This window comes from Vibrio sp. 10N.247.310.24 (assembly GCF_041467175.1).
In the GTDB taxonomy this organism is placed as follows: domain Bacteria; phylum Pseudomonadota; class Gammaproteobacteria; order Enterobacterales; family Vibrionaceae; genus Vibrio; species Vibrio tasmaniensis_A.
Genome location: NZ_JBFSUD010000020.1, coordinates 45722 through 66106, shown reverse-complemented (window position 1 = coordinate 66106; position 20385 = coordinate 45722). Strand labels below are relative to the sequence as shown.

At 42.9% G+C, this 20385-nt stretch carries 18 protein-coding genes and 1 pseudogene; 10 read left to right on the top strand and 9 right to left on the bottom strand.

Annotated elements, in window-relative coordinates; translation table 11 throughout:
- The first annotated feature begins 263 nt into the window (after positions 1–263).
- Both AB6E08_RS08915 and AB6E08_RS08910 read left to right on the top strand, forming a co-directional pair.
- A complete protein-coding gene (locus AB6E08_RS08915; protein WP_372063385.1) occupies positions 264–1238 on the top strand; it encodes an integron integrase in 975 nt (324 codons plus the stop codon).
- Between the two features lie 177 nt (positions 1239–1415).
- Positions 1416–2789, top strand: coding sequence for a cytochrome P450 (locus AB6E08_RS08910; RefSeq protein ID WP_372063387.1), 1374 nt, complete (start codon positions 1416–1418; stop codon positions 2787–2789).
- Positions 2790–2935: 146 nt separating this feature from the next.
- On the opposite strand, the gene AB6E08_RS08905 is transcribed toward AB6E08_RS08910, so the two are convergent.
- Both AB6E08_RS08905 and AB6E08_RS08900 read right to left on the bottom strand, forming a co-directional pair.
- Entirely contained in the window at positions 2936–3331 is a 396-nt protein-coding gene (locus tag AB6E08_RS08905; protein WP_029222999.1) for a DUF3465 domain-containing protein, read from the bottom strand.
- 67 nt (positions 3332–3398) lie between these two features.
- On the bottom strand, positions 3399–3647 hold the full coding sequence (locus AB6E08_RS08900) for a TIGR03643 family protein (RefSeq protein ID WP_009847118.1): 249 nt from the start codon (positions 3645–3647) through the stop codon (positions 3399–3401).
- A gap of 498 nt (positions 3648–4145) precedes the next feature.
- On the opposite strand from AB6E08_RS08900, the gene AB6E08_RS08895 reads away from it, so the two are divergent.
- Positions 4146–4337: a hypothetical protein gene (locus tag AB6E08_RS08895; RefSeq protein WP_009847119.1), complete on the top strand. Its 192-nt coding sequence runs from the start codon at positions 4146–4148 to the stop codon at positions 4335–4337.
- A gap of 212 nt (positions 4338–4549) precedes the next feature.
- Complete coding sequence (locus tag AB6E08_RS08890; protein ID WP_017097344.1) at positions 4550–4969, top strand: BLUF domain-containing protein; 420 nt, start codon at positions 4550–4552, stop codon at positions 4967–4969.
- 93 nt (positions 4970–5062) lie between these two features.
- On the opposite strand, the gene nrdF is transcribed toward AB6E08_RS08890, so the two are convergent.
- The 4 genes and pseudogenes from nrdF to nrdH all read right to left on the bottom strand — a co-directional run bounded on the left by nrdF (position 5063) and on the right by nrdH (position 8794).
- The gene (gene nrdF / locus AB6E08_RS08885) at positions 5063–6034 is read right to left on the bottom strand and encodes a class 1b ribonucleoside-diphosphate reductase subunit beta (protein WP_372063390.1); all 972 of its coding nucleotides are present in this window, start codon (positions 6032–6034) and stop codon (positions 5063–5065) included.
- 16 nt (positions 6035–6050) lie between these two features.
- Positions 6051–8182: pseudogene (gene nrdE / locus AB6E08_RS08880) on the bottom strand (class 1b ribonucleoside-diphosphate reductase subunit alpha).
- The gene (nrdI, locus tag AB6E08_RS08875; RefSeq protein ID WP_012604288.1) at positions 8175–8573 is read right to left on the bottom strand and encodes a class Ib ribonucleoside-diphosphate reductase assembly flavoprotein NrdI; all 399 of its coding nucleotides are present in this window, start codon (positions 8571–8573) and stop codon (positions 8175–8177) included. The pseudogene nrdE and the gene nrdI overlap by 8 nt, the downstream one beginning before the upstream one ends.
- Positions 8573–8794, bottom strand: a complete 222-nt coding sequence (nrdH, locus tag AB6E08_RS08870; protein WP_009847124.1) for a glutaredoxin-like protein NrdH — start codon at positions 8792–8794, stop codon at positions 8573–8575. Before nrdH ends, nrdI begins: the two co-directional genes overlap by 1 nt.
- A gap of 185 nt (positions 8795–8979) precedes the next feature.
- Here nrdH and AB6E08_RS08865 point away from each other — a divergent pair, with 185 nt between their 5' ends.
- From AB6E08_RS08865 to AB6E08_RS08840, 6 genes are read left to right on the top strand one after another with little or no spacing between them, the layout of a single operon-like run.
- The gene (locus AB6E08_RS08865) at positions 8980–9348 is read left to right on the top strand and encodes an iron-sulfur cluster assembly accessory protein (RefSeq protein WP_009847125.1); all 369 of its coding nucleotides are present in this window, start codon (positions 8980–8982) and stop codon (positions 9346–9348) included.
- A 2-nt stretch (positions 9349–9350) separates the two neighbouring features.
- Positions 9351–10826 (top strand): Fe-S cluster assembly protein SufB, encoded by a 1476-nt coding sequence (sufB, locus tag AB6E08_RS08860; RefSeq protein WP_372063393.1) that lies wholly within the window; start codon positions 9351–9353, stop codon positions 10824–10826.
- Between the two features lies 1 nt (position 10827).
- Positions 10828–11574: a Fe-S cluster assembly ATPase SufC gene (gene sufC / locus AB6E08_RS08855; protein ID WP_065680438.1), complete on the top strand. Its 747-nt coding sequence runs from the start codon at positions 10828–10830 to the stop codon at positions 11572–11574.
- Positions 11564–12820: a Fe-S cluster assembly protein SufD gene (sufD, locus tag AB6E08_RS08850; protein ID WP_240797194.1), complete on the top strand. Its 1257-nt coding sequence runs from the start codon at positions 11564–11566 to the stop codon at positions 12818–12820. Before sufC ends, sufD begins: the two co-directional genes overlap by 11 nt.
- Positions 12813–14045, top strand: a complete 1233-nt coding sequence (locus tag AB6E08_RS08845) for a SufS family cysteine desulfurase (protein WP_372063395.1) — start codon at positions 12813–12815, stop codon at positions 14043–14045. Before sufD ends, AB6E08_RS08845 begins: the two co-directional genes overlap by 8 nt.
- A gap of 3 nt (positions 14046–14048) precedes the next feature.
- A complete protein-coding gene (locus tag AB6E08_RS08840; RefSeq protein ID WP_102258314.1) occupies positions 14049–14450 on the top strand; it encodes a SufE family protein in 402 nt (133 codons plus the stop codon).
- A gap of 144 nt (positions 14451–14594) precedes the next feature.
- Here AB6E08_RS08840 and AB6E08_RS08835 read toward each other — a convergent pair whose 3' ends face one another.
- The 3 genes from AB6E08_RS08835 to AB6E08_RS08825 form a co-directional block, all read right to left on the bottom strand.
- Positions 14595–16478 (bottom strand): methyl-accepting chemotaxis protein, encoded by a 1884-nt coding sequence (locus tag AB6E08_RS08835; RefSeq protein ID WP_017101414.1) that lies wholly within the window; start codon positions 16476–16478, stop codon positions 14595–14597.
- 297 nt (positions 16479–16775) lie between these two features.
- On the bottom strand, positions 16776–18347 hold the full coding sequence (locus tag AB6E08_RS08830; RefSeq protein WP_009847132.1) for a BCCT family transporter: 1572 nt from the start codon (positions 18345–18347) through the stop codon (positions 16776–16778).
- Between the two features lie 272 nt (positions 18348–18619).
- Positions 18620–20218, bottom strand: coding sequence for a BCCT family transporter (locus AB6E08_RS08825; protein ID WP_012604297.1), 1599 nt, complete (start codon positions 20216–20218; stop codon positions 18620–18622).
- Positions 20219–20385: the final 167 nt, after the last annotated feature.

The window sequence follows — 20385 nt, the reverse complement described above, 5'->3', positions numbered from 1 at the left end:
TGGTCTATCAGGTAAGTGAGAGGAAAGCCCTCCGCGAAGCGGCTTAGTTCAACAGCTCTTAGACAGAAAAATTCTGTATTTAAATATAGAATTTTTCTATCTAGTATCTTGATGAAGTTAACCATACCCCGTTTTTATGAAAACTAATAGCAACTTAAGCACTACGAGCATCTGCCTGAATCCCAAAATACAGATTTTTTCTATATAGCATGAATTGATGTGCCAAACTAAAATTCATGTATATATAACCAGTTAAAATTAAAATGCAAAAATCACCATTTCTAGCCTACATACAAGAATATATGTTGGGGAGACACTATGCTCTTCGTACTACACAGGCGTACATCTATTGGATTCACCAGTACATTCTTTATCATAATAAAAAGCATCCCAGAAGTTTGACTTCAAGGCATGTAGAAGACTTCCTGACGCACTTAGTTGTTGATAGGAAGTCAGCACAGAAAACGCAGAGCCTAGCCCTCAATGCGATAGTCTTTTTATACAAAGAAATCGTTCAGGAACCCATTGAACTTGATATGCAGTTTCGCCGTTCAGACAAATCCCGAAAGTTGCCAACGGTTATGACTCCAGAAGAAATTGGCAGGTTCTTTAACCACTGCTCACCTAACTTCAAATTACCTTACCAATTAATGTATGGGTCAGGCCTACGGTTGATGGAGTGTCTACGCTTACGAATGCAAGACATCGACTATGACTACAAATCAGTGCGAGTGTGGCAAGGAAAAGGAGGAAAGAACCGTATAGTGACAATAGCCCCCGAGCTTTTCCCTGCAATCCAGTTGCAACAACAGAAATCCGCAGAATACTATCAGCAAGATATACATGATAAAGCTTTTTCTGGCGTATACCTGCCCGACTCTCTAGCTAAAAAATACCCGAGTGCAGAAAGAAGCTTAAATTGGCAATTTCTTTTTCCTTCTGCTCGTCTGGCACCCGATTTACGAACAGGTGAATTACGTAGGCATCATATTCATCCAACAGCACTACAAAAACACATTAAGGTCGCTAGCCAAAAAGCCGACATTGAGAAAAACATCTCCTGCCACACTTTAAGGCATTCATTTGCGACGCACCTTCTTCAAAGCGGTGCTGATATTAGAACAGTTCAAGAACAGCTTGGACATACCGATCTAAAAACAACGCAAATATATACTCACATCATAGATAGAGGAGCCAACGGCGTAATTAGTCCACTATCAAAAATATTCGTTAAGTAATTGTCGGGGAATCTCCGGTTCCGAGGTTTCGTAAACTTAGCGGTTAACCACTCACTTACATACCTTTACTTACCAAACCATGAAACTTGCTAAATTAGATGCTGACTTTTACTTATCGCTCTAGCCGTAACTTCAGTATTGTTACGCGCCATCAATGATATACATAAGGAAATGAAAATGAAGCGAATTGAGCAACTACCAATGCCACCCACTTCTGGTGTTTTAGGACATGTGAGCTATTTAAAACAGCCCAATGTTCATCAGCAAATGTTGTGTTGGATTAAAGAGTACGGTGCTCATTTCCGTTTAAAGCTAGGCTTGAAGGATGTACTTGTATTGTCTGATGCAGCTCAAATCAAGTCAGTGTTGAAATCGAGACCGGATGAATTTCGCCGCTTAAAAAGCATCGAAAGTGTATTTGATGAAGCCGGTTTTAATGGCATATTCTCTGCTGAAGAAGAACGTTGGAAGCATCAACGAAAATTAACAGAACCTATGTTTCAGCCGAGTCACCTTAAACATTTTCATCCTCAGTTAAGCGTGATTACAGAGCGCCTAGGAAAGCACTTTGAAATGCTAGCGGAATCAGGAGAAGTGGTCGAATTAATCGCTGAATTTAAAAAATACACGGTCGATGTAACTTCTCTGCTGGCGTTCGGGGAAGACTTTAACTCGATAGAACAAACGACTACGCCGTTAGGTCGAAGCTTACAAGACGTTTTTCCGGTAATAAACCAACGTTGTAAGTCTCCAATTCCATTATGGCGTTTTTTCAAAACAAGAAAAGATAAGCAGTTTGATGCCAGCTTGGAAGACATTGGGCATTTTGTTTCTGGATGTATTGAAAAACAACGAGCTCGGCTGATTAGCGAACCAAACCTTAAAGACTCACCAGAGAACATGTTACAAATCATGTTATTGGAACAAGAGCAAGATTCCTCATTAACTGACCAAGATATTATGGCTAATGCGATTACCCTTCTATTAGCGGGTGAAGATACCACAGCGAATACACTGGCATGGATGGCGTTCTTAGTCAGCGGCAATCGCAGTAGTGAGTTGGCCTTACAAGATGAACTTGACGCCCTAGGGAAGAGAAAGGTCTTAGAATGGCCGCTTCCTCGAACACCTTATATGACAGCGGTGATGTATGAAGCCATGCGATTAAAGCCGGTAGCACCACAACTTTATTTGGAACCCACACGAGACACTCAGATTGGTGACATCGAAGTAAAAAAAGGCACACCTGTTTTTGTAATGCTACACGCGAATGGTTTTGACCCTGATTTATTTGAAGATCCAACAACGTTTAACCCGAATCGTTGGGTAGAAAAAGATGGCGCTTCCTTCTCTAACCTTCAGCCGTTTGGTGGAGGAGCAAGGCTATGCCCTGGACGCTCATTGGCCATGATGGAAATTAAACTCGCCTTTCATACATTGTTTAAAGAATTCAGTATTGAGCCACAACAAGCCCCTGAAACTGTGGTTGAACAGTTTGCGTTCACGATGTCTCCCGTTGGGTTTAATGTAAAAATAACCAAGCGAAGCTAGCTTACAAATAGACCTATCGAGAGCCAATGATAGAGCCGAACTATCGGCTCTTTCTACTATTAGAGCAAATATAAGTGAGGTCCAAATGAGGAATTCAATATAATCAGAAACCAAGGCGAGCGTAGGTACAGCATGCCAAACGTCGTCTACTCGTATATTTTCCCATTATGCTTCAGCCAACCATGAGCATGGTGATTCCGAGGGTCTTTGTGAGTCCAGTGCATCACGCCACCTTTCTTGTTCCATTCATACTCCCCATAAAATTCAACTCTATCGCCCTTTCTCAATCCCTGAATACGAGGAGCTAAATCAATATTATGTGCCACCAGCAAAGTTTGTCCGCTGTCGAGTCTTAAGATAAACTTCTGATGTCGAGAGCCTTTATTATCGTCTGGAAGCAATCGTGAAACTAAACCCGAACCACGTACTTGAACATCACTTTGGTGATTTTGGTAAGCTTGCTTAAGTCGCGCATCATTGGCCTGAACATGGCTGACACCAAAGCAGAGCAATACCAAAAATAGAGTAATAAACTTTTTCATTCCTTTTATTCCTTTCTTTTCCATACAGGGATATCCATTGAGGCTACAAATCTACGTAAGTATCAATTTAACGATGCTTATACTGAGTAGGGCAATAACCTCTAGATACATCTGAGCTACGAAGTTTTACGTGCTTGGTAGAGCGACCAGAAACGCGAGTACGCCACAACTTGAAACTGCCAAGCTTCAAACGACTGCGCATCAAGCGAATCACCTCTGATTCATTTAAACCAAATTGCAGTTCTATTGCTTCAAACGGCGTTCTGTCTTCCCACGCCATTTCAATAATTCTTGATTCAGTCTCTTTAGATAACATCTTTGCCTACTCATCTTCAATTAAATGAACAGAAATACGTTCCTTCTTGCTCATTAGATCAAAGACTTATCGCTTAAATTGAAAAACCCCAACATCCAAAAAGCAACGGCAGAATTACTAATCCATCAAGTCATCAAGTCCGTTTATGGCTAAAGATTAAAACAGGATGCCGAAGATGCGACATCGCAATAACCTGAACCAATACAAAGTAATTTCGAAAAAACGTAAAACCACAAACCACACTAGTTCGATTTGTAACCACTTATTACATTGAATTTTTTTAAATAAACCCCTACCCAAAAGTCTACTGAACGGTGGTCACATTACACCATACTTATCATAGATAATACGGCCATCCACCCTCTTATTTATCACATTTTGGAATACCAAAATCATTCAATTGAACTCATCAACACAGCTTATTAATTAAGCAATTGAACTCATAACGTAGACCCTGTACGCTTACACTATGCACACGGTTACTTAATGGAGATCACAATGAACGAACTACTGACAAGCGCCATGGAACAGAAACAACGAACAACAGTGACCAGTTTATTCGCAAGGAATGGATTTAAGATCGCAGCCACTGATTTTGATGATGTGACTTTTGAACGTGAAAGCGTATTGGTCAATGTTCGATTCGATGCATCTTCCAACGTCGAATCGATTTCGGTTCTTAACGACTAACGAGAGACTCGATGCAAGCAGGTCGCTAGAATGATTGAATGTCCAATATTCGAGTCATTTTAGCGCATCTTGCTAGCTGTCCTTTGCGACTTCATCGCCATCCTCTTCTCTTCCGAAAGCCCCCGAGTGACAATTAGGTCAATAACTCGCAATTCCATGAGCTTGGCTTATATTTATTAATACCCTTTGAACAAAAATTCGAAATGATGCCTATGTTCCTAACTCGGTTAATTTATGTCAGTACACTTTCCGAATGTTGTGATTCCAAAGCACTGGATGAAATACTCACTATCTCACGAGACCACAACCGGCAGAGCCATCTAACAGGGCTTCTCAGTCATAACCAAAAGTACTTTCTTCAATGCATTGAAGGCTCTAGGGAGGCGGTAAACCATACCTACAATCACATCCTAAACGATAAGCGGCACGAGAGAGTGACCATACTGTATTTTAAGGAAGTTGATTGTCGAGAGTTTGGAGATTGGTCGATGGGAGACATTCCGCAGTCTAATTTGACTGAACTGTTGAACTTACAATTTTCGACTTCGGATCAATTTAACCCATACGAAATGTCTGGCGAAAGTGCTTATAAAATGCTTTTAGAGTTAAAGCAAAATTTGCCGTCTGAGTGACCTAATTTTCAAACGGCAAGCCTTAGAACGATGATGTCGATTCAAGGGTAAGTAATCCTCTTTCAAGCCCGAGTTCATACTCGGGCTATTCGTTCAAAAATCCCAGTCATCGTCTTCGGTCGCGACAGCTTTACCTATGACATAAGAAGATCCAGAACCAGAAAAGAAGTCATGATTTTCGTCAGCATTGGGCGACAGGGCGGCCATGATAGCAGGGTTAACCTGACACAACTCATCCGGGAACAATGCTTCAAACCCAAGATTCATCAATGCTTTGTTAGCGTTATAATGTAGGAAGTGCTTAACATCTTCAGTTAAGCCAACAGGATCATAAAGCGATTCGGTATATTGTGTTTCGATTTCATAAAGAGAGAACATTAATGAATAAGCTTCATCCTTAACTCTCGCCTGTTCTTCCTCACTAAGAGATTGGTAAGCGAGTTGAAATTTGTATCCAATGTAGTAACCATGAATCGCCTCATCACGAATAATCAGACGGATCAAATCCGCTGTATTGGTCAGTTTTGCCCGACTCGACCAATGCATGGGTAGATAAAAACCAGAATAGAATAAGAAACTCTCTAGAAAAACACTGGCCACTTTTTTCTTTAGCGGGTCGCCTTCAGCCAAATAATCGTCGAGGATACTCTGTGCTTTTTTCTGTAACAGAGGGTTCTCTTCAGCCCAGCGAAACGCTTCATCAATTTGCGGCGTAGTACACAAAGTTGAGAATACAGAAGAGTAGCTACGAGCATGAACTGCCTCCATAAACGCGATGTTGGTTAATACCGCTTCTTCATGAGGTGTTCTCGCATCTTCCATCAAGGCTGGCGCACCCACCGTATTCTGAATCGTGTCGAGTAACGTTAAACCGGTAAAAACTCTAATCGTTAGCGTTTGCTCTTCTTCAGTTAGTTGCTTCCATGTTTGAATATCATTGGATAAAGGTACCTTTTCAGGCAGCCAAAAATTAACCGTCAGGCGATTCCAAATCTCTAGATCTTTGCCATCAATCATACGATTCCAGTTAATCGCTTGAACAGGTCCGGATTCCATCTTTTTCATTGCGTTTATCCCTTTATTACAGTGAGCACGACACGCACCCTTCAACTTGAGTACCTTCTAATGCTTTCTGTCGCATTCGGATGTAGTAAAGCGTTTTAATTTTCTTTTTCCATGCGTAGATCTGAGCTTTGTTGATATCTCTCGTCGTTACCTCATCGTCAAAAAACAAAGTTAATGAAAGGCCTTGATCAACATGTTCGGTGGCCGCTGCATAGACATCGATTATTGCCTTAGGGCCTATGGAAAAGGCATCACGGAAGTACTCTAAATTGGAGTTATTCAAATACGGCGCAGGGAAGTAAACTCGCCCAATTTTACCCTCTTTTCTTATCTCCACTTTAGCGGTAACGGGATGAATAGAAGCGGTAGAGTCGTTGATATAGCTAATTGAGCCTGTAGGAGGAATGGCCTGTAAGTATCGGTTGTATAGCCCTGAGCTCATGACGAGTTGTTTCAATTCGTTCCACTCAGACACGGTGGGTATTCGTATATCTAAACGGCTAAAGAGATCTTGGACCACGTCCAATTTTGGCGAGAAATCCTGCTGCAAATATTTGTCGAAGAAAGACCCATCACTGTAACTAGAATCTTCGAACCCTTTGAACGTACTCTTTTCTCTTGTGCCAACTTATTGGAAGCCACGAGACAGTGATATAAAACACAGGCAAAATAACTGCTGGTGAAATCAATGGCCTCTGGTGAATCATAGTGAATGCGTTCTCTAGCCAAAAAACCATGCAAGTTCATCTGACCTAAACCAATAGCGTGACTTTCATCGTTGCCCTTTCTTATCGAAGGAACACTGTTGATTGCGCTCATCTCTGACACTGCATTTAATGCTCGAATTGCGGTGTCAACGGTTTGAGATAGTCGACCTCCATCCAAGGCTTTGGCAATGTTGATCGAGCCTAAATTGCACGAAATATCTCGCCCGATATGACTATAGTTCAAGTCATCATCATAATTTGACGCCTCGTTAACCTGTAATATTTCCGAACACAAGTTAGACATATTTACACGCCCCTGAATGGGGTTAGCCTGATTAACCGTATCTTCAAACATAATGTATGGATAGCCCGACTCAAATTGGATCTCGGCAAGCGTTTGGAAAAGGCCTCTTGCACTCATTTTCCCTTTGCGGATCCTCGGGTCGTCCACCATTTCATGGTACTTCTCCGTCACGCTAATTTCAGAGAAAGGTACGCCATACACTCGCTCAACATCATGAGGAGAAAACAAGTACATATCTTTGTTTTGCTTGGCTAATTCCAGAGTAATATCGGGAATGACAACACCAAGGCTCAAGGTCTTAATTCTGATTTTTTCATCGGCATTTTCTCTTTTTGTATCAAGAAATTGCATGATGTCTGGATGGTGAACATTGAGATAGACAGCACCCGCGCCTTGCCTAGACCCCAATTGGTTAGCATACGAGAAACTGTCTTCAAGCAATTTCATCACAGGGACGACACCTGAACTTTGATTTAAGATCCCCTTAATGGGCGCACCTTGCTCTCTTAAGTTCGTCAGAAGTAAAGCAACACCACCGCCACGACGTGAGAGTTGCAACGATGAGTTAATCGCACGACCGATGCTCTCCATATTGTCTTCGATTCTCAACCAAAAGCAGGAGATCAATTCACCACGGCTCTTTTTACCGGAGTTAATAAAAGTGGGCGTAGCCGGTTGAAAGCGTTGATGAATGATTTCTTCCATTAGTGCCAGTGCAAATTCATAGTCACCACGAGCCAGTAACAGTGCAGTCATAACCACTCGGTCTTCGAACCTTTCTAAATATCGCTTACCATCACGAGTTTTTAGTGCATAGGAAGTAAAGAACTTATAAGCACCTAAGAACGTGCGGAATCGAAATTTGGCTTGATAGGCGTTTGCCCAGATTTGATGAAGAAAACTGCGATCATATTGCTCAATAACTTGAGCCTCGTAATATCCCTCTCTGAGCAAATAGTCGATCTTCTCGTCTAAATTATGAAAGAAAACGGTATTTTGATTAACGTGTTGTAAGAAAAACTGTCGAGCCGCTTGCTTGTCTGCCTCAAACTGAATCGTCCCTTGTTCATCAAGTAGATTCAACATTGCGTTTAAAGCATGGTAGTCAAGGGACTCGTTCTCAAAGTGGTTATCCATGATGTTTCCAAAATTGTTCTAACCCATTTGTCACGATATCAATATCGCTCTGGGTTCCAGATAGTTCGAAACGATACAACAGCGGTACATTGCATTTTTCAGCGACAATGGCACCTCCGCGAGCAAAAAGAGCTCCAAAGTTTCGATTTCCCGAAGCAATCACACCTTTAATCAATGCTCGATTATTCGGGTTATTCAATAGACTTATAACAGAGTTAGGCACAGCTCCTCGCCCCTCACCATCGGCATAAGTCGGGCATATGAGTACGAATGGTTGCTCAATCTCTAGCGCCCTTTCATTGGCCTCAGTAGGAAGCCTGATCGCAGGTAATCCTAGCTGTTCGACAAACCGCTTCGTATTCCCTGAAGCGCTAGAATAATAAACAATCATTAACCCAACGCGCTGATCATGTCAGGTCTAAAACCGGACCAATGGCGGTCATTGGCGACAACCACGGGAGCTTGTCGATAACCCATTGATTGAACTCTTTCCATTGCGATTTCGTCGCACGTTAAATCAACAACTGTATGCTCAATACCTTTGCTCTGTAACGCCTTAACCGTTGCTGTGCATTGCACACACTGTGGCTTGGAATAAACGATGACATCCATATTATACAACCTCAACTAAACCTTAATGATAATCATTATTAATATATATTGGCACATATAGTATTTGGGATTTATGTTTTGTCAACATATTGATCCTCGACCTAAAGATCATAGACAATACATGGTTGATATGCAAATGATAATCAATATCACCTATTATCACCAGTCAAATATGGAGCAGTAAGGTGAGTATTTCGAGTTCCGGTTCTAATGACATATCCATACATGATATGGAGTGGCAAGGCGTCACGTTAAGTGAAAGTGCCGCAAACAGAATTTCCCAGTTATCACATGGACAAAAGCACTTCCACCTCACGGTTAAGTCCTCTGGCTGTACAGGGTTTGCATATGAAGTGGCGCTGATCGATTCGCCATCCGATGACGACATCAAGTACGAATCACATGACGTCATTTTCTATATTGCACTCAAAGCCCTACCTATGATCGATGGCACAGAGATCGACTTTGTGCGTCAGGGTTTAAACAGTAATTTTGTATACAATAATCCCAAAGTGAAGAACCTTTGTGGATGTGGCGAGAGTTTTGGAGTTTAACCATGTGCGCATTAGAAACGCAGCCTGAAGTTACAGAGTTACTGCATAGCAGTCACTATCGTGAAGGTTTCTACACTGAGTTATCTTCAGATACTTTGTCGAAGGGAATCAACGAACAAGTCGTTCGAGCAATCTCCGCAAAACGTAACGAACCCGAATGGATGTTGGAGTTTCGTCTCAAAGCATTCCGTAAATGGCGAACGATGGAGGAACCGCATTGGTTAAAAGCCGATTATCCAGACCTAAATTACCAAGATTACAGTTACTACTCCGCCCCAAGTTGTTCTGGCTGCGACAAAGATAGTTGTGACAAAGATAGTGATGATGGCTCGAATGAATTTTTAACCGAAGAAGTCGAGACAGCCTTTGAAACACTGGGGATTCCAGTTAGAGAAGGTTCAGAAATTGCTGTCGATGCAATCTTCGATTCAGTTTCCGTCACCACTACCTATCAAAACGAACTGAAAGAACTCGGGATCATCTTCTGTTCATTCAGCGAAGCTATACAAGAATACCCTGAACTTGTGCAGCAATACTTAGGCACCGTTGTTCCTCCTGAAGATAACTTCTTTGCGGCTTTGAATGCCTCTGTTGCCTCTGACGGCACTTTTGTTTACATCCCGAAAGGTTTGAGATGCCCAAGAGAACTCTCTACCTACTTTCGAATAAACCAAGCAAAAACAGGCCAGTTTGAAAGAACAATTTTAGTGGCTGATGAGGACTCATACGTCAGCTACATCGAAGGTTGCTCTGCCCCGATGAGAGATACCTATCAACTTCACGCCGCCGTCGTAGAAGTCATCATTCACAAGCGTGCTGAAGTTAAATATTCCACGGTGCAAAACTGGTTCTCGGGAGCAGAGGATTCACAAGGCGGCATACTCAATTTCGTAACCAAACGTGCGGTTTGCGAAGGCGAGTACAGCAAAATGTCTTGGACTCAATCAGAAACAGGTTCTGCGATAACGTGGAAGTACCCAAGCGTAATTCTCAAAGGAGACTACTCTGTTGGTGAGTTTTTCTCCGTCGCTTTAACGAATGGCGTTCAACAAGCCGATACCGGCACTAAGATGGTTCATATAGGAAAACACTCTCGCTCTACCATCATTTCAAAAGGGATTTCAGCAGGCAAAAGCCAGAACAGTTACCGAGGGCTGGTTAAAGTCACCCCCAACGCAGAAGGTGCGAGAAACTTCACTCAGTGCGATTCAATGTTAATCGGCGCTGAATGTGGGGCTCACACTTTTCCTTATATCGAAGTCAAAAACCCGTCTGCTCACGTTGAACACGAAGCAACGACCTCTCGAATTGGCCAAGATCAACTGTTTTACTGCACCCAAAGAGGGATCAGTGAAGACAACGCCATATCCATGATCGTCAATGGTTTTTGTAAAGACGTATTTTCAGAATTACCACTCGAATTCGCTGTTGAAGCGCAAAAACTTCTATCAATCAGCCTCGAGCATAGTGTGGGATAAAATGTTAGAAATTAAAAATTTACATGTCAGCGTTGAAGAAAATACTATCCTAAAAGGTATTAACCTAACTGTTAAACCTGGTGAAGTTCACGCAATTATGGGACCGAATGGGTCGGGAAAAAGTACCCTATCCGCCACACTGGCAGGCAAGGATGATTACGAGGTCGTCAGTGGTGAGATTGTTTTCAAAGGTCAAGATCTTACAGAGCTAGATCCAGAACAAAGAGCCGGTGAAGGGGTATTTTTAGCCTTTCAGTACCCTGTCGAAATTCCAGGTGTCAGTAACAAACTCTTTCTAAATACAGCTCTCAACGAGGTTCGTGAATATCGAGGATTAGAACCGATCGATCGTTTTGACTTTGAAGATCTATTGGAAGAAAAAGCGCAATTGTTGAAGATGCCAGCAAATTTACTCCAACGCTCTGTCAATGAGGGATTCTCTGGTGGAGAGAAAAAGCGCAATGACATTCTACAAATGGCGGTGCTCTCACCTGATCTTTGTATACTAGACGAGACCGACTCAGGTCTAGATATTGATGCCCTTAAAGCCGTCTCTGAAGGTGTAAACGCGCTACAGAATGAACAACGAGCTTTCATTTTAGTCACGCACTATCAACGTATCCTCAATTACATCAAGCCAGATTTCGTGCACGTGTTGTACCAAGGAAAGATTGTAAAATCTGGTGACCACACGTTAGCTCAAGAATTAGAAGAGAAAGGCTATGGGTGGATCATTGATGAACAATAAACATTCATTGCTTGATTCATTTGAAACCCTTGTTCGACCGCATGAGTGGCAAAAAAAACAATGGTCTAAATTGCTTGGGGTTGAGCTACCGTCCCCTCAGCATGAGGACTGGAAATACACGCCTCTTGACCGATTAAACGAACTAGAGCTAAGCAGCGCACCACAGCAGTCGACAGCTAACACGCCATACAATAAATTCAGTTTAGACATTGATGCTTATCGATTAGTCTTCGTCGACGGCTTCTTTTTAGCTCGATACTCCGACTGGATTCCAAAAGTTCGAGTGACTCCCATCTGCGCGCTCTCTCCAATTGAAATCGATGAGCTATCTCGTTCAATAAAGCCAGACGCTTTTACCTATATTACTGATGCTACCGCTTCAAGTGGCATATTAATCGAAGTCGAAGCGAATACGCAGATATCGAAACCTATTTATCTTCTGCATATCAATTCCGAAAAACAAGGTGATGTATCAAGCTACAGAAGCCATATTGAAGTCGCAGATCATGCGGAAGTCACCGTCATCGAACACCATGTTTCACAAGGTAGTGGTAGAGGCGTAACATTATCTCGCTTAACACAACACGTTGGTTGTGGTGCTCACTATCATCACACTAAAATTGTCGAAGAGGCCTTAAGTCAACATCACTTCGGTCACAACGATTTGATAGTTAATGCGCATGCTAGCGCCTACTCTTGTTGCTTGCTCTACTCCGGCCAATTGATACGACACCAAGTAAGTTCAGAACTAACTGGCGAACAAGGTTTTGTCGCTATGGACAGTATTTCCCTACCTCAAGGTGAGGCAATTTTCGATACTCGCACGTATTTGAAGCACAATGCAGCTCACTGCCAAAGTGAACAAAATCATAAAACCATCGCTCGAAACCAATCTAAGTCTGTTTTCGACGGCATGATCTATGTTGACCCTACCGCGCAAAAAACAGACGGGCAAATGGACACCCACAGTCTGATTCTAGGCGATGACGCCCAAGTTAACTCTAAACCTCAATTAGAGATTTATGCCGATGATGTTAAATGCAGCCATGGTGCAACAACAGGGCAAATCGACCCAAACCAAATCAACTACTTACGCTCTAGAGGTATACCAAAAGAACGAGCCGAACACATGATTACCTCTGCGTTTGTCATTGGCGTTACCGAGAGAATTAAACACCCCGCCCTAAGACAATCTGCGATAGATAAAATCAATGCGTCACTCAATAAAGGATGTCCTAATGATTGATTCGAGCGAAAAGACAAGCCCTTGGTTTAACGACTTCCCAGCTCTAAGAACTCAAGTTTACGACAAGCCTTTGGTCTATTTAGACAGTGCTGCAACGGCCCAAACCCCTCAAATCGTTATCGACCGCATGACTCAGTTTTATCAACATGATTATGCGAGTGTTCATCGCGGTGTCCATTACCTAAGCTCTAAAGCAACCGAAGAAATGGAACAAGTAAGAGAAAAACTTGCTCAGTTCATTTCAGCTAAATCCCGAGAAAGTATTGTGTTCACCAAAGGGACGACAGAGGCCATCAATCTCGTTGCGAATAGCTATTTGCGCCCTAGGTTAAAAGCGGGTGACGAAATCATCGTGACGGAAATGGAGCATCACGCCAACCTTGTTCCTTGGCAGATGCTTTCTGAAATTTATAATGTCAACATTCGTGTTTGGCCAATGGCAAAAAATGGCTATTTGAATCTCAACGACCTTGTGTCGTTAATGAATACAAAGACAAAACTGCTGGCAATTAGCCACGTATCGAATGTTCTAGGCCGCGTAAACCCAATTAAAACGATAGTCAAAGCAACACATAAAGCAAAAGTCCCCGTGTTAGTCGACGGTGCTCAAGCTGTCATGCACGATGAAGTCAATGTGACGGACCTCGATTGTGATTTCTACGCCTTCTCTGGGCACAAATTGTATGGCCCGACAGGCATCGGCGTGCTTTATGCAAAAAAAACACACCTCGACAACATGGTGCCATGGGAAGGCGGCGGAGCCATGATCGATCAAGTGACCCTGCCTTTGGGAACCTCGTTTGGCCAAGCGCCATGGAAGTTCGAAGCAGGTACTCCGAATATTGCCGGCATTTTAGGTTTAGGCGCCGCTCTAGACTACATTGAAGCTATCGGCTTCAAAGAGATCTCTGGCTATGAAAAAAATATAATGAATTATTTGGTGGAGAGCATTAGACAGGTACCAGCAATAGAGCTCTATGGCGACGATGATAACCGCACCGGCGTTTTGGCCTTTAATATGAAAAACCAACACTCTTTTGATGTCGGTTCATTCTTAGATAGGTATGGTATTGCGATTCGTACCGGGCATCTCTGCGCAATGCCCCTTTTAAAACGACTCGGTCAAAACTCGCTGTGTCGCGCATCGATTGGCATGTATACAAGGCCCAAAGACATAGACGCCTTGTGCCAGTCACTAAAACGAATCCACCAACTATTAAGGTAATTTATGTCCCCTGAAAAGCTCCAGAGAAACTTCGAGCGATGCGTTGATTGGGAAGAACGTTATATGTATTTGATAGAATTGGGAGACCGGTTAGAGCCCTTCCCTATGGAAAAGATGAATAAAACACATCTTATCGCAGGCTGCCAAAGTAACGTATGGCTAGATCTTTACATCGGTCAACAGAATAAAATGTCGATACAAGCGACCAGCGATTCTTCATTAGTTAAAGGTTTGCTGGCGTTGGTGTTGATCGCCTATAACAACCAACAACCCGCGAGCGTTCTAGAATTCGATATTAAAGACTGGTTCCGCCAGTTAGATTTAAAATCTCAGCTTAGCGCCAGTCGGAGTCAAGGTTTAGAAGCCATAATAAAACATATTCGGTGTCACGCTCGGGCTGTTTAACCTTCAATAAACAATAGCCCAGCATGATTAGATCACGACATTTTGCTTCTTCTAAAAAGCGAACATAAAAAAGCCCCAACCTAAGTTGGGGCTTCGTTCTATCTATCTATCTATCTATCTATCTATCTATCTATCTATCTATAATTACAGCTTAAAACGGCTGATTTCATTTTCTAGTTCATTAGACAGTTCAGAAAGCTGAGCAGCTTGTTCTGCAGCTTGGTGCGCTTCACCTGCTAGCTCGTTAGATACGTCACGGATTCCTTCAGTGTTACGAGTAATCTCAGACGTTACTGACGCTTGCTCTTCTGCAGCAGAAGCGATTTGAGTCGCCATATCACTGATACGTTCAACAGCAGCATGAATTTGCGTTAAGCTAGCGGCCGCTGAGTTTGAGTCATCAACACTGGTTTCAGCAAGCGTTCGGCTATCGTTCATGATACTTACCGCTTTGCCCGTTGTACCTTGCAGTAATTCAATCGTTTGTTGAATTTCTTGAGTTGAACCGTGTGTACGTTGGCTCAAAACTCTCACTTCATCAGCAACAACCGCAAAACCGCGACCTTGTTCGCCAGCACGGGCAGCTTCAATCGCTGCGTTAAGTGCAAGTAAGTTAGTTTGTTCAGCAATGCCTTGGATATTGGACAAGATAGCGTTGATGCTATTGCCGTGCTCTTCAAGCTCAAGAATCACGTTCGTTGCAACTTGAACTTCTTGTGCAAGGTTTTGGATTGAGCTTTGAGTCTGTGTAACTTGACCCGTACCGTGCTCACACGCGCCAACAGCTTCAGATGAATTCTGTGCAGTTTGATCAGCATTACCCGCAATCTCTTGTGTTGCTGCAGCCATTTCGTTCACGGCTGTTGCTACCATATTGATTTCGTCTTGTTGCATCTGAATGCGAGCACTACGCTCTTCAGCTTGAGAAGCCGTTTGACGTGCTTGGTTACCTAGCGCAGCAGATACTTCGCTTAGCTTGATCACCATGGTGTGCATGTTGCCTACAAAACGGTTGAAGTTTTCAGCAAGCTTACCAATTTCGTCATCGCTCTTAGGCTCAAGACGTTGTGTAAGGTCGCCCTCACCTGAAGCAATTTCTTCAAGTGCCGCTGAAACACGGTTCAAATCACGGAATAGGAAGCTCACTAACCAGGACACTAATACGATTACGATTAACGTAATAATGACCGCCGTTGTGATCAACTGAGTAAGTAGTGTTGAGTGATTCGCTTCTTCTGTTGCTTTGTCCATCTGAACTGCAAAAATCCAGTTCGTATTAGGCACATTAGTGAAGTAAAGAAGCTTCTCAGCACCGCGCTCTTTGATGATCTCGATGCTACCCGTACGCACTGCGTTTTCGATGATAGGCATAGAAATGTCGTTTGAAAGCTGGCTTACAGGCTTAAGGCTCAGTGCTGAGTCTGGGTGTGCTAGGAATGTGCCGTCAGAGGCATCAATGAGCATTGCGTAAGCGTTGTCACCAACATCTAAGCTGATAACATCGTTGACTAGTTGATCAATAAGTACATCCGCACCAACAACACCAACAAGCTTACCGTTATGACGAACAGGTTCAGCAATCGTAACTAGAAGCGCTTGGGTAATCGCATCTTGATAAGCGGTTGTAATAATTTGCTTACCGGCTGCGTTTGCTTCCTGGTACCAAGGGCGTTGACGAGGATCGTAACCGGCGCGATTACGTTCAGGATGTGAACGGTACATTCCGCCTTCTGGAGTACCTAAAAAGATATCGTCAAAGCCACCCGCTACACGAGCTTGCTTAAGGAAAGGAACAACATCATCCTCTCGTGAAAAGTCATTAAATGCTGATGCGATATCGGTGCGGATATCAATCCAGTTTTTAATACCTTCAGATGCTGCTTCTGATACGCTTTCAGCTCGCAGGTATACGCCGTTACGAGTCTGTTCAAATAATTGGTTTGCTGATAACCAAGTTAACGCTGTTGCCATAACGACAACAGCAGATAGGCTAGCACCTATTAACTTCTGCTTAAGTGTTAGTTTCATGTCAAAGTTTCACGAGTAGTGGATAATCTAGCGAATACTACCCAATTTAAGCAAACGATTCGAGCTATTTCACAGTTTTACATCACATTATATTTGCAATAAAACCAAAAACTTAGCTTTCGCCAATTACTTGGCTTTTCGCCAAATTCAAGGCGCCATTTCAACGACGATTTCTACGATATATACAGTTTTACAGGCTGTAAAATGGATAAAAAAAGGCAGGAGAGTTTCCTCTTCTGCCTTTTGTTTTACTTTGTATTCGACATCAAAAAGATGAAAAATCGAATAGTAGGTAGTCTATCTTTTCTCTGTTCGCATACCCATTAGTAGGCTCACACACATCAACAATAGAATGATGGTGAATGGCAATGCTGTTGAGATTGCACCCGCTTGCAGAGCTTGAACGGCTTCAGTACCGCCAACCCACAATAGAGCTACTGCAATCGCACCTTCAAGGAACGCCCAGAATACGCGTTGAGGCACTGGCGTATCAACTTTACCACCAGCGGTAATACTGTCGATGACTAAAGAGCCCGAGTCAGACGATGTAATAAAGAATACGAGAACCAATACAACCGCAATGATTGAAAGCAGAGTACCAAACGGCAATACATCAAACATTTGGAACATTGCCAGTGATACATCAGTTAAGCCATTTTGACCTAGGGTACCAACCTTATTCACGATTTGATCAATTGCCATACCACCGAACACTGACATCCAAATGATAGTCACTGTCGTTGGAACAATCAGTACCGCTGTAATGAACTCACGAACAGTACGACCTTTAGAAACACGCGCGATAAACATACCGACAAATGGAGACCATGAGATCCACCAGGCCCAGTAGAATACAGTCCAACCATGTAACCAAGCTTCATCTTCACGACCGTGAGGGTTGCTCAACGGAATGATGTTCTCGATGTATGCCATCAATGTTGTAGGGATTGAACCTAGAGTCACTGCGTAGCCGATTAGAGCTACTAGGATAAGCAGTAGGAAAGCAACCAACATGTTGATGTTACTGATAACTTTAACGCCACCATCAATACCACGAAGTACGGATACGACCGCTAGCAAAGTTACTACGGTAATAACAATGACTTGTAACCCTAAGCCTGCCTCAATGCCGAATACATGCTGAATACCACTTGCCGCTTGTTGCGCACCAAGGCCAAGCGACGTCGCCAAACCAAACAGCGTTGCAAGAACCGCGAGAATATCAACAATGTGACCAGCCCAGCCCCACGCTCTATCACCTAAAATTGGGTAGAAGATAGAACGAATTGAAAGCGGTAATCCCTTGTTGTAAGAGAAGAAAGCCAGTGAAAGCGCCACAACACCATAAATAGCCCAAGGGTGAAGCCCCCAGTGATACATGGTTGCACCGAGTGCTAATTTTGCAGCTTCTGGTGTATTTGCCTCTACACCAAGTGGCGTTTCATACCAACCTGTGTAGTAAGCCGCTGGTTCTGCAACACTCCAGAACATCAAGCCAATACCCATACCTGCAGCAAACAGCATCGATAACCAAGACATGAATGAGTAATCTGCCGTTGCATCAACACCACCAAGGCGGATTTTACCAAACGGAGAAACAATCAAGCCTAAGCAAAAAATAACGAAAATATTACCGGACCAAATGAACAACCAATCAAATGAATTGATAATTTGCCATTTAACACCATCCAATGCTGACTTCGCTGAAGCGGTATCTGTAAGCAGCACACCGATCAAGAACAAAGTGATGAGTCCCGCACTGATACCAAACACTGGGTTATGAACGTCAAAACCCCATTTTTGGACGTTATCTTGACCAACAGTGTAATCCGTACTGTCGATACTGTATTTATCTATACCTTTAGTCATTATTCCTCTCTACGGAATACTTATAAGGTCTGTTGACCTCATATCCCTTACTTTCCTGTGACTGAATCACAAACTCGAACATACGATCCAAGTAGTACAAGCTGTTGTCACGATAATTCAAATACTTGGATGTCTGAAGTTTAGCAGGTTAACTTATTGTTTTCAGTAAACTAGAATCAGTTCGATGGATTTTCAAACAAAATATAGGTAATCACTTATATTTGCGGCGAAAAAAAGGCCGACTAAGTCGGCCTCTATTTGAAAAAATACTTTTAGCTCAAAGCACTTTGCTGCTTAACCAATTGATTCTCTGTACGTAAACCAAGAAACAAACTTAGGCACATAAGCAATAATATGAAGGCAAATGGTAGTGCCATTGAGACTGTTCCAGCTTGTAATGCCTGAATAGATTCAGTACCACCAACCCACAGTAGAACCGCCGCAATCGCACCGCCCATCAATGCCCAAAATACACGCTGTGGAACAGGTGCATCGACTTTACCGCCAGAAGTAATGCTATCAATAACCAATGAACCTGAGTCTGATGAGGTGATGAAGAACACCATAATCAAACCAATCGATACCACTGAAAGCACTGAGCTCATTGGTAACGCATCGTAAGTATGGAATAGAGAAAGTGTAATATCTTGCAGACCATTTATACCAATCTCACCCACTTTATTCGCCACCTGGTCAATCGCAATACCACCGAAAATAGCCATCCAAATGATAATGACAGACGTCGGGATAAATAAGACTGCAACGATGAATTCACGAATTGTACGACCTTTAGAGATACGAGCGATGAACATGCCTACGAATGGTGACCATGAAATCCACCAAGCCCAGTAAAATACCGTCCAACCTTGCATCCATGTTTCATCATCACGACCATGAGGGTTGCTAAGAGGAATAAAGTTCTCAATGTAGCCCATTAGCGCGGTTGGTATCGCCTTAATACCCGCCATGCCACCCGCGATAGTTACGAAGATCAGCAAGCCTAATGCAACAACCATGTTGACGTTGCTGAGAACCTTAACACCACCGTTAATACCGCGAATCACCGACATTGTTGCCAACAGTGTTACCACTGCAATAACAATAAGCTGCATACCAATACCGCCATCGGTACCAAATACATGGTTAATACCGCTTGCGGCTTGCTGTGCACCTAGGCCAAGTGATGTTGCAAGGCCAAACAATGTTGCAAGTACTGCGACAATATCAACGATATGACCAAACCACCCCCAAGTTCTGTCACCGAGCAGCGGGTAAAAGATTGAGCGAATAGAAAGCGGTAAGCCTTTATTGAAAGTAAAGAAGGCAAGAGACAAAGCAACAACGGCGTAGATTGCCCAACCGTGCAAGCCCCAGTTGTAGATGGTTGCACCTAGTGCCAACTTAGCCGCTTCAGGAGAATACGCTTCAACACCGAGCGGTGTTTCATACCAACCGGTAAAATAAGCTACTGGCTCTGCCACACCCCAGAACATCAAACCAATACCCATTCCCGCGGCGAATAACATCGACATCCAAGATAGGTTAGAGTGCTCTGCTTTAGCATCATCGCCACCTATACGTATCTTTCCATACGGGGAGATAATGAGGACAAAACAGAAAAATACGAAAAGGTTCGCAGCCCACATAAAGAAACCATCAAAGTTACCGATGACTTTCCACTTAACGCCATCAAGTGCCGCTTTTGCGGTTTCAGGTTCTGCAACCAAAAGCGCAATCAGGAAAGCAATTATCGCCCCAGCGCTGATTCCAAATACAGGGTTATGAACATCAAAACCCCATTTCTGAACATTATCTTGTCCTACGGTATAATCAGTATTATCAATACTATACCTATCCTTTACAGGCTCCATGCATCCTCTCTAATTGGTAGCGCACAATTTGCAACATTGCATTTGGCACTTAAATTTCAGAAGGAAGAGTAACAATTCGTCGCAAAAATACTAAAAAACCATCAGAAAGCGGGTGTAAACAGCACATTTGGTAATTAAATTACACATTCACTGTGATTTAGCGTAAC

Bases quoted from the DNA above. Each gene is read 5' to 3' on its own strand.
- sufD (WP_240797194.1), top strand. From the start codon at position 11,564: ATGAACAATAAACATTCATTGCTTGATTCATTTGAAACCCTTGTTCGA.
- AB6E08_RS08905 (WP_029222999.1), bottom strand. From the start codon at position 3,331: ATGAAAAAGTTTATTACTCTATTTTTGGTATTGCTCTGCTTTGGTGTC.
- AB6E08_RS08830 (WP_009847132.1), bottom strand. From the start codon at position 18,347: ATGACTAAAGGTATAGATAAATACAGTATCGACAGTACGGATTACACT.
- AB6E08_RS08910 (WP_372063387.1), top strand. From the start codon at position 1,416: ATGAAGCGAATTGAGCAACTACCAATGCCACCCACTTCTGGTGTTTTA.
- AB6E08_RS08845 (WP_372063395.1), top strand. From the start codon at position 12,813: ATGATTGATTCGAGCGAAAAGACAAGCCCTTGGTTTAACGACTTCCCA.
- sufB (WP_372063393.1), top strand. From the start codon at position 9,351: ATGTGCGCATTAGAAACGCAGCCTGAAGTTACAGAGTTACTGCATAGC.
- nrdF (WP_372063390.1), bottom strand. From the start codon at position 6,034: ATGAAAAAGATGGAATCCGGACCTGTTCAAGCGATTAACTGGAATCGT.
- AB6E08_RS08840 (WP_102258314.1), top strand. From the start codon at position 14,049: ATGTCCCCTGAAAAGCTCCAGAGAAACTTCGAGCGATGCGTTGATTGG.
- nrdI (WP_012604288.1), bottom strand. From the start codon at position 8,573: ATGATTGTTTATTATTCTAGCGCTTCAGGGAATACGAAGCGGTTTGTC.
- sufC (WP_065680438.1), top strand. From the start codon at position 10,828: ATGTTAGAAATTAAAAATTTACATGTCAGCGTTGAAGAAAATACTATC.
- AB6E08_RS08915 (WP_372063385.1), top strand. From the start codon at position 264: ATGCAAAAATCACCATTTCTAGCCTACATACAAGAATATATGTTGGGG.
- AB6E08_RS08835 (WP_017101414.1), bottom strand. From the start codon at position 16,478: ATGAAACTAACACTTAAGCAGAAGTTAATAGGTGCTAGCCTATCTGCT.
- AB6E08_RS08825 (WP_012604297.1), bottom strand. From the start codon at position 20,218: ATGGAGCCTGTAAAGGATAGGTATAGTATTGATAATACTGATTATACC.
- AB6E08_RS08900 (WP_009847118.1), bottom strand. From the start codon at position 3,647: ATGTTATCTAAAGAGACTGAATCAAGAATTATTGAAATGGCGTGGGAA.
- nrdH (WP_009847124.1), bottom strand. From the start codon at position 8,794: ATGGATGTCATCGTTTATTCCAAGCCACAGTGTGTGCAATGCACAGCA.
- AB6E08_RS08895 (WP_009847119.1), top strand. From the start codon at position 4,146: ATGAACGAACTACTGACAAGCGCCATGGAACAGAAACAACGAACAACA.
- AB6E08_RS08890 (WP_017097344.1), top strand. From the start codon at position 4,550: ATGTTCCTAACTCGGTTAATTTATGTCAGTACACTTTCCGAATGTTGT.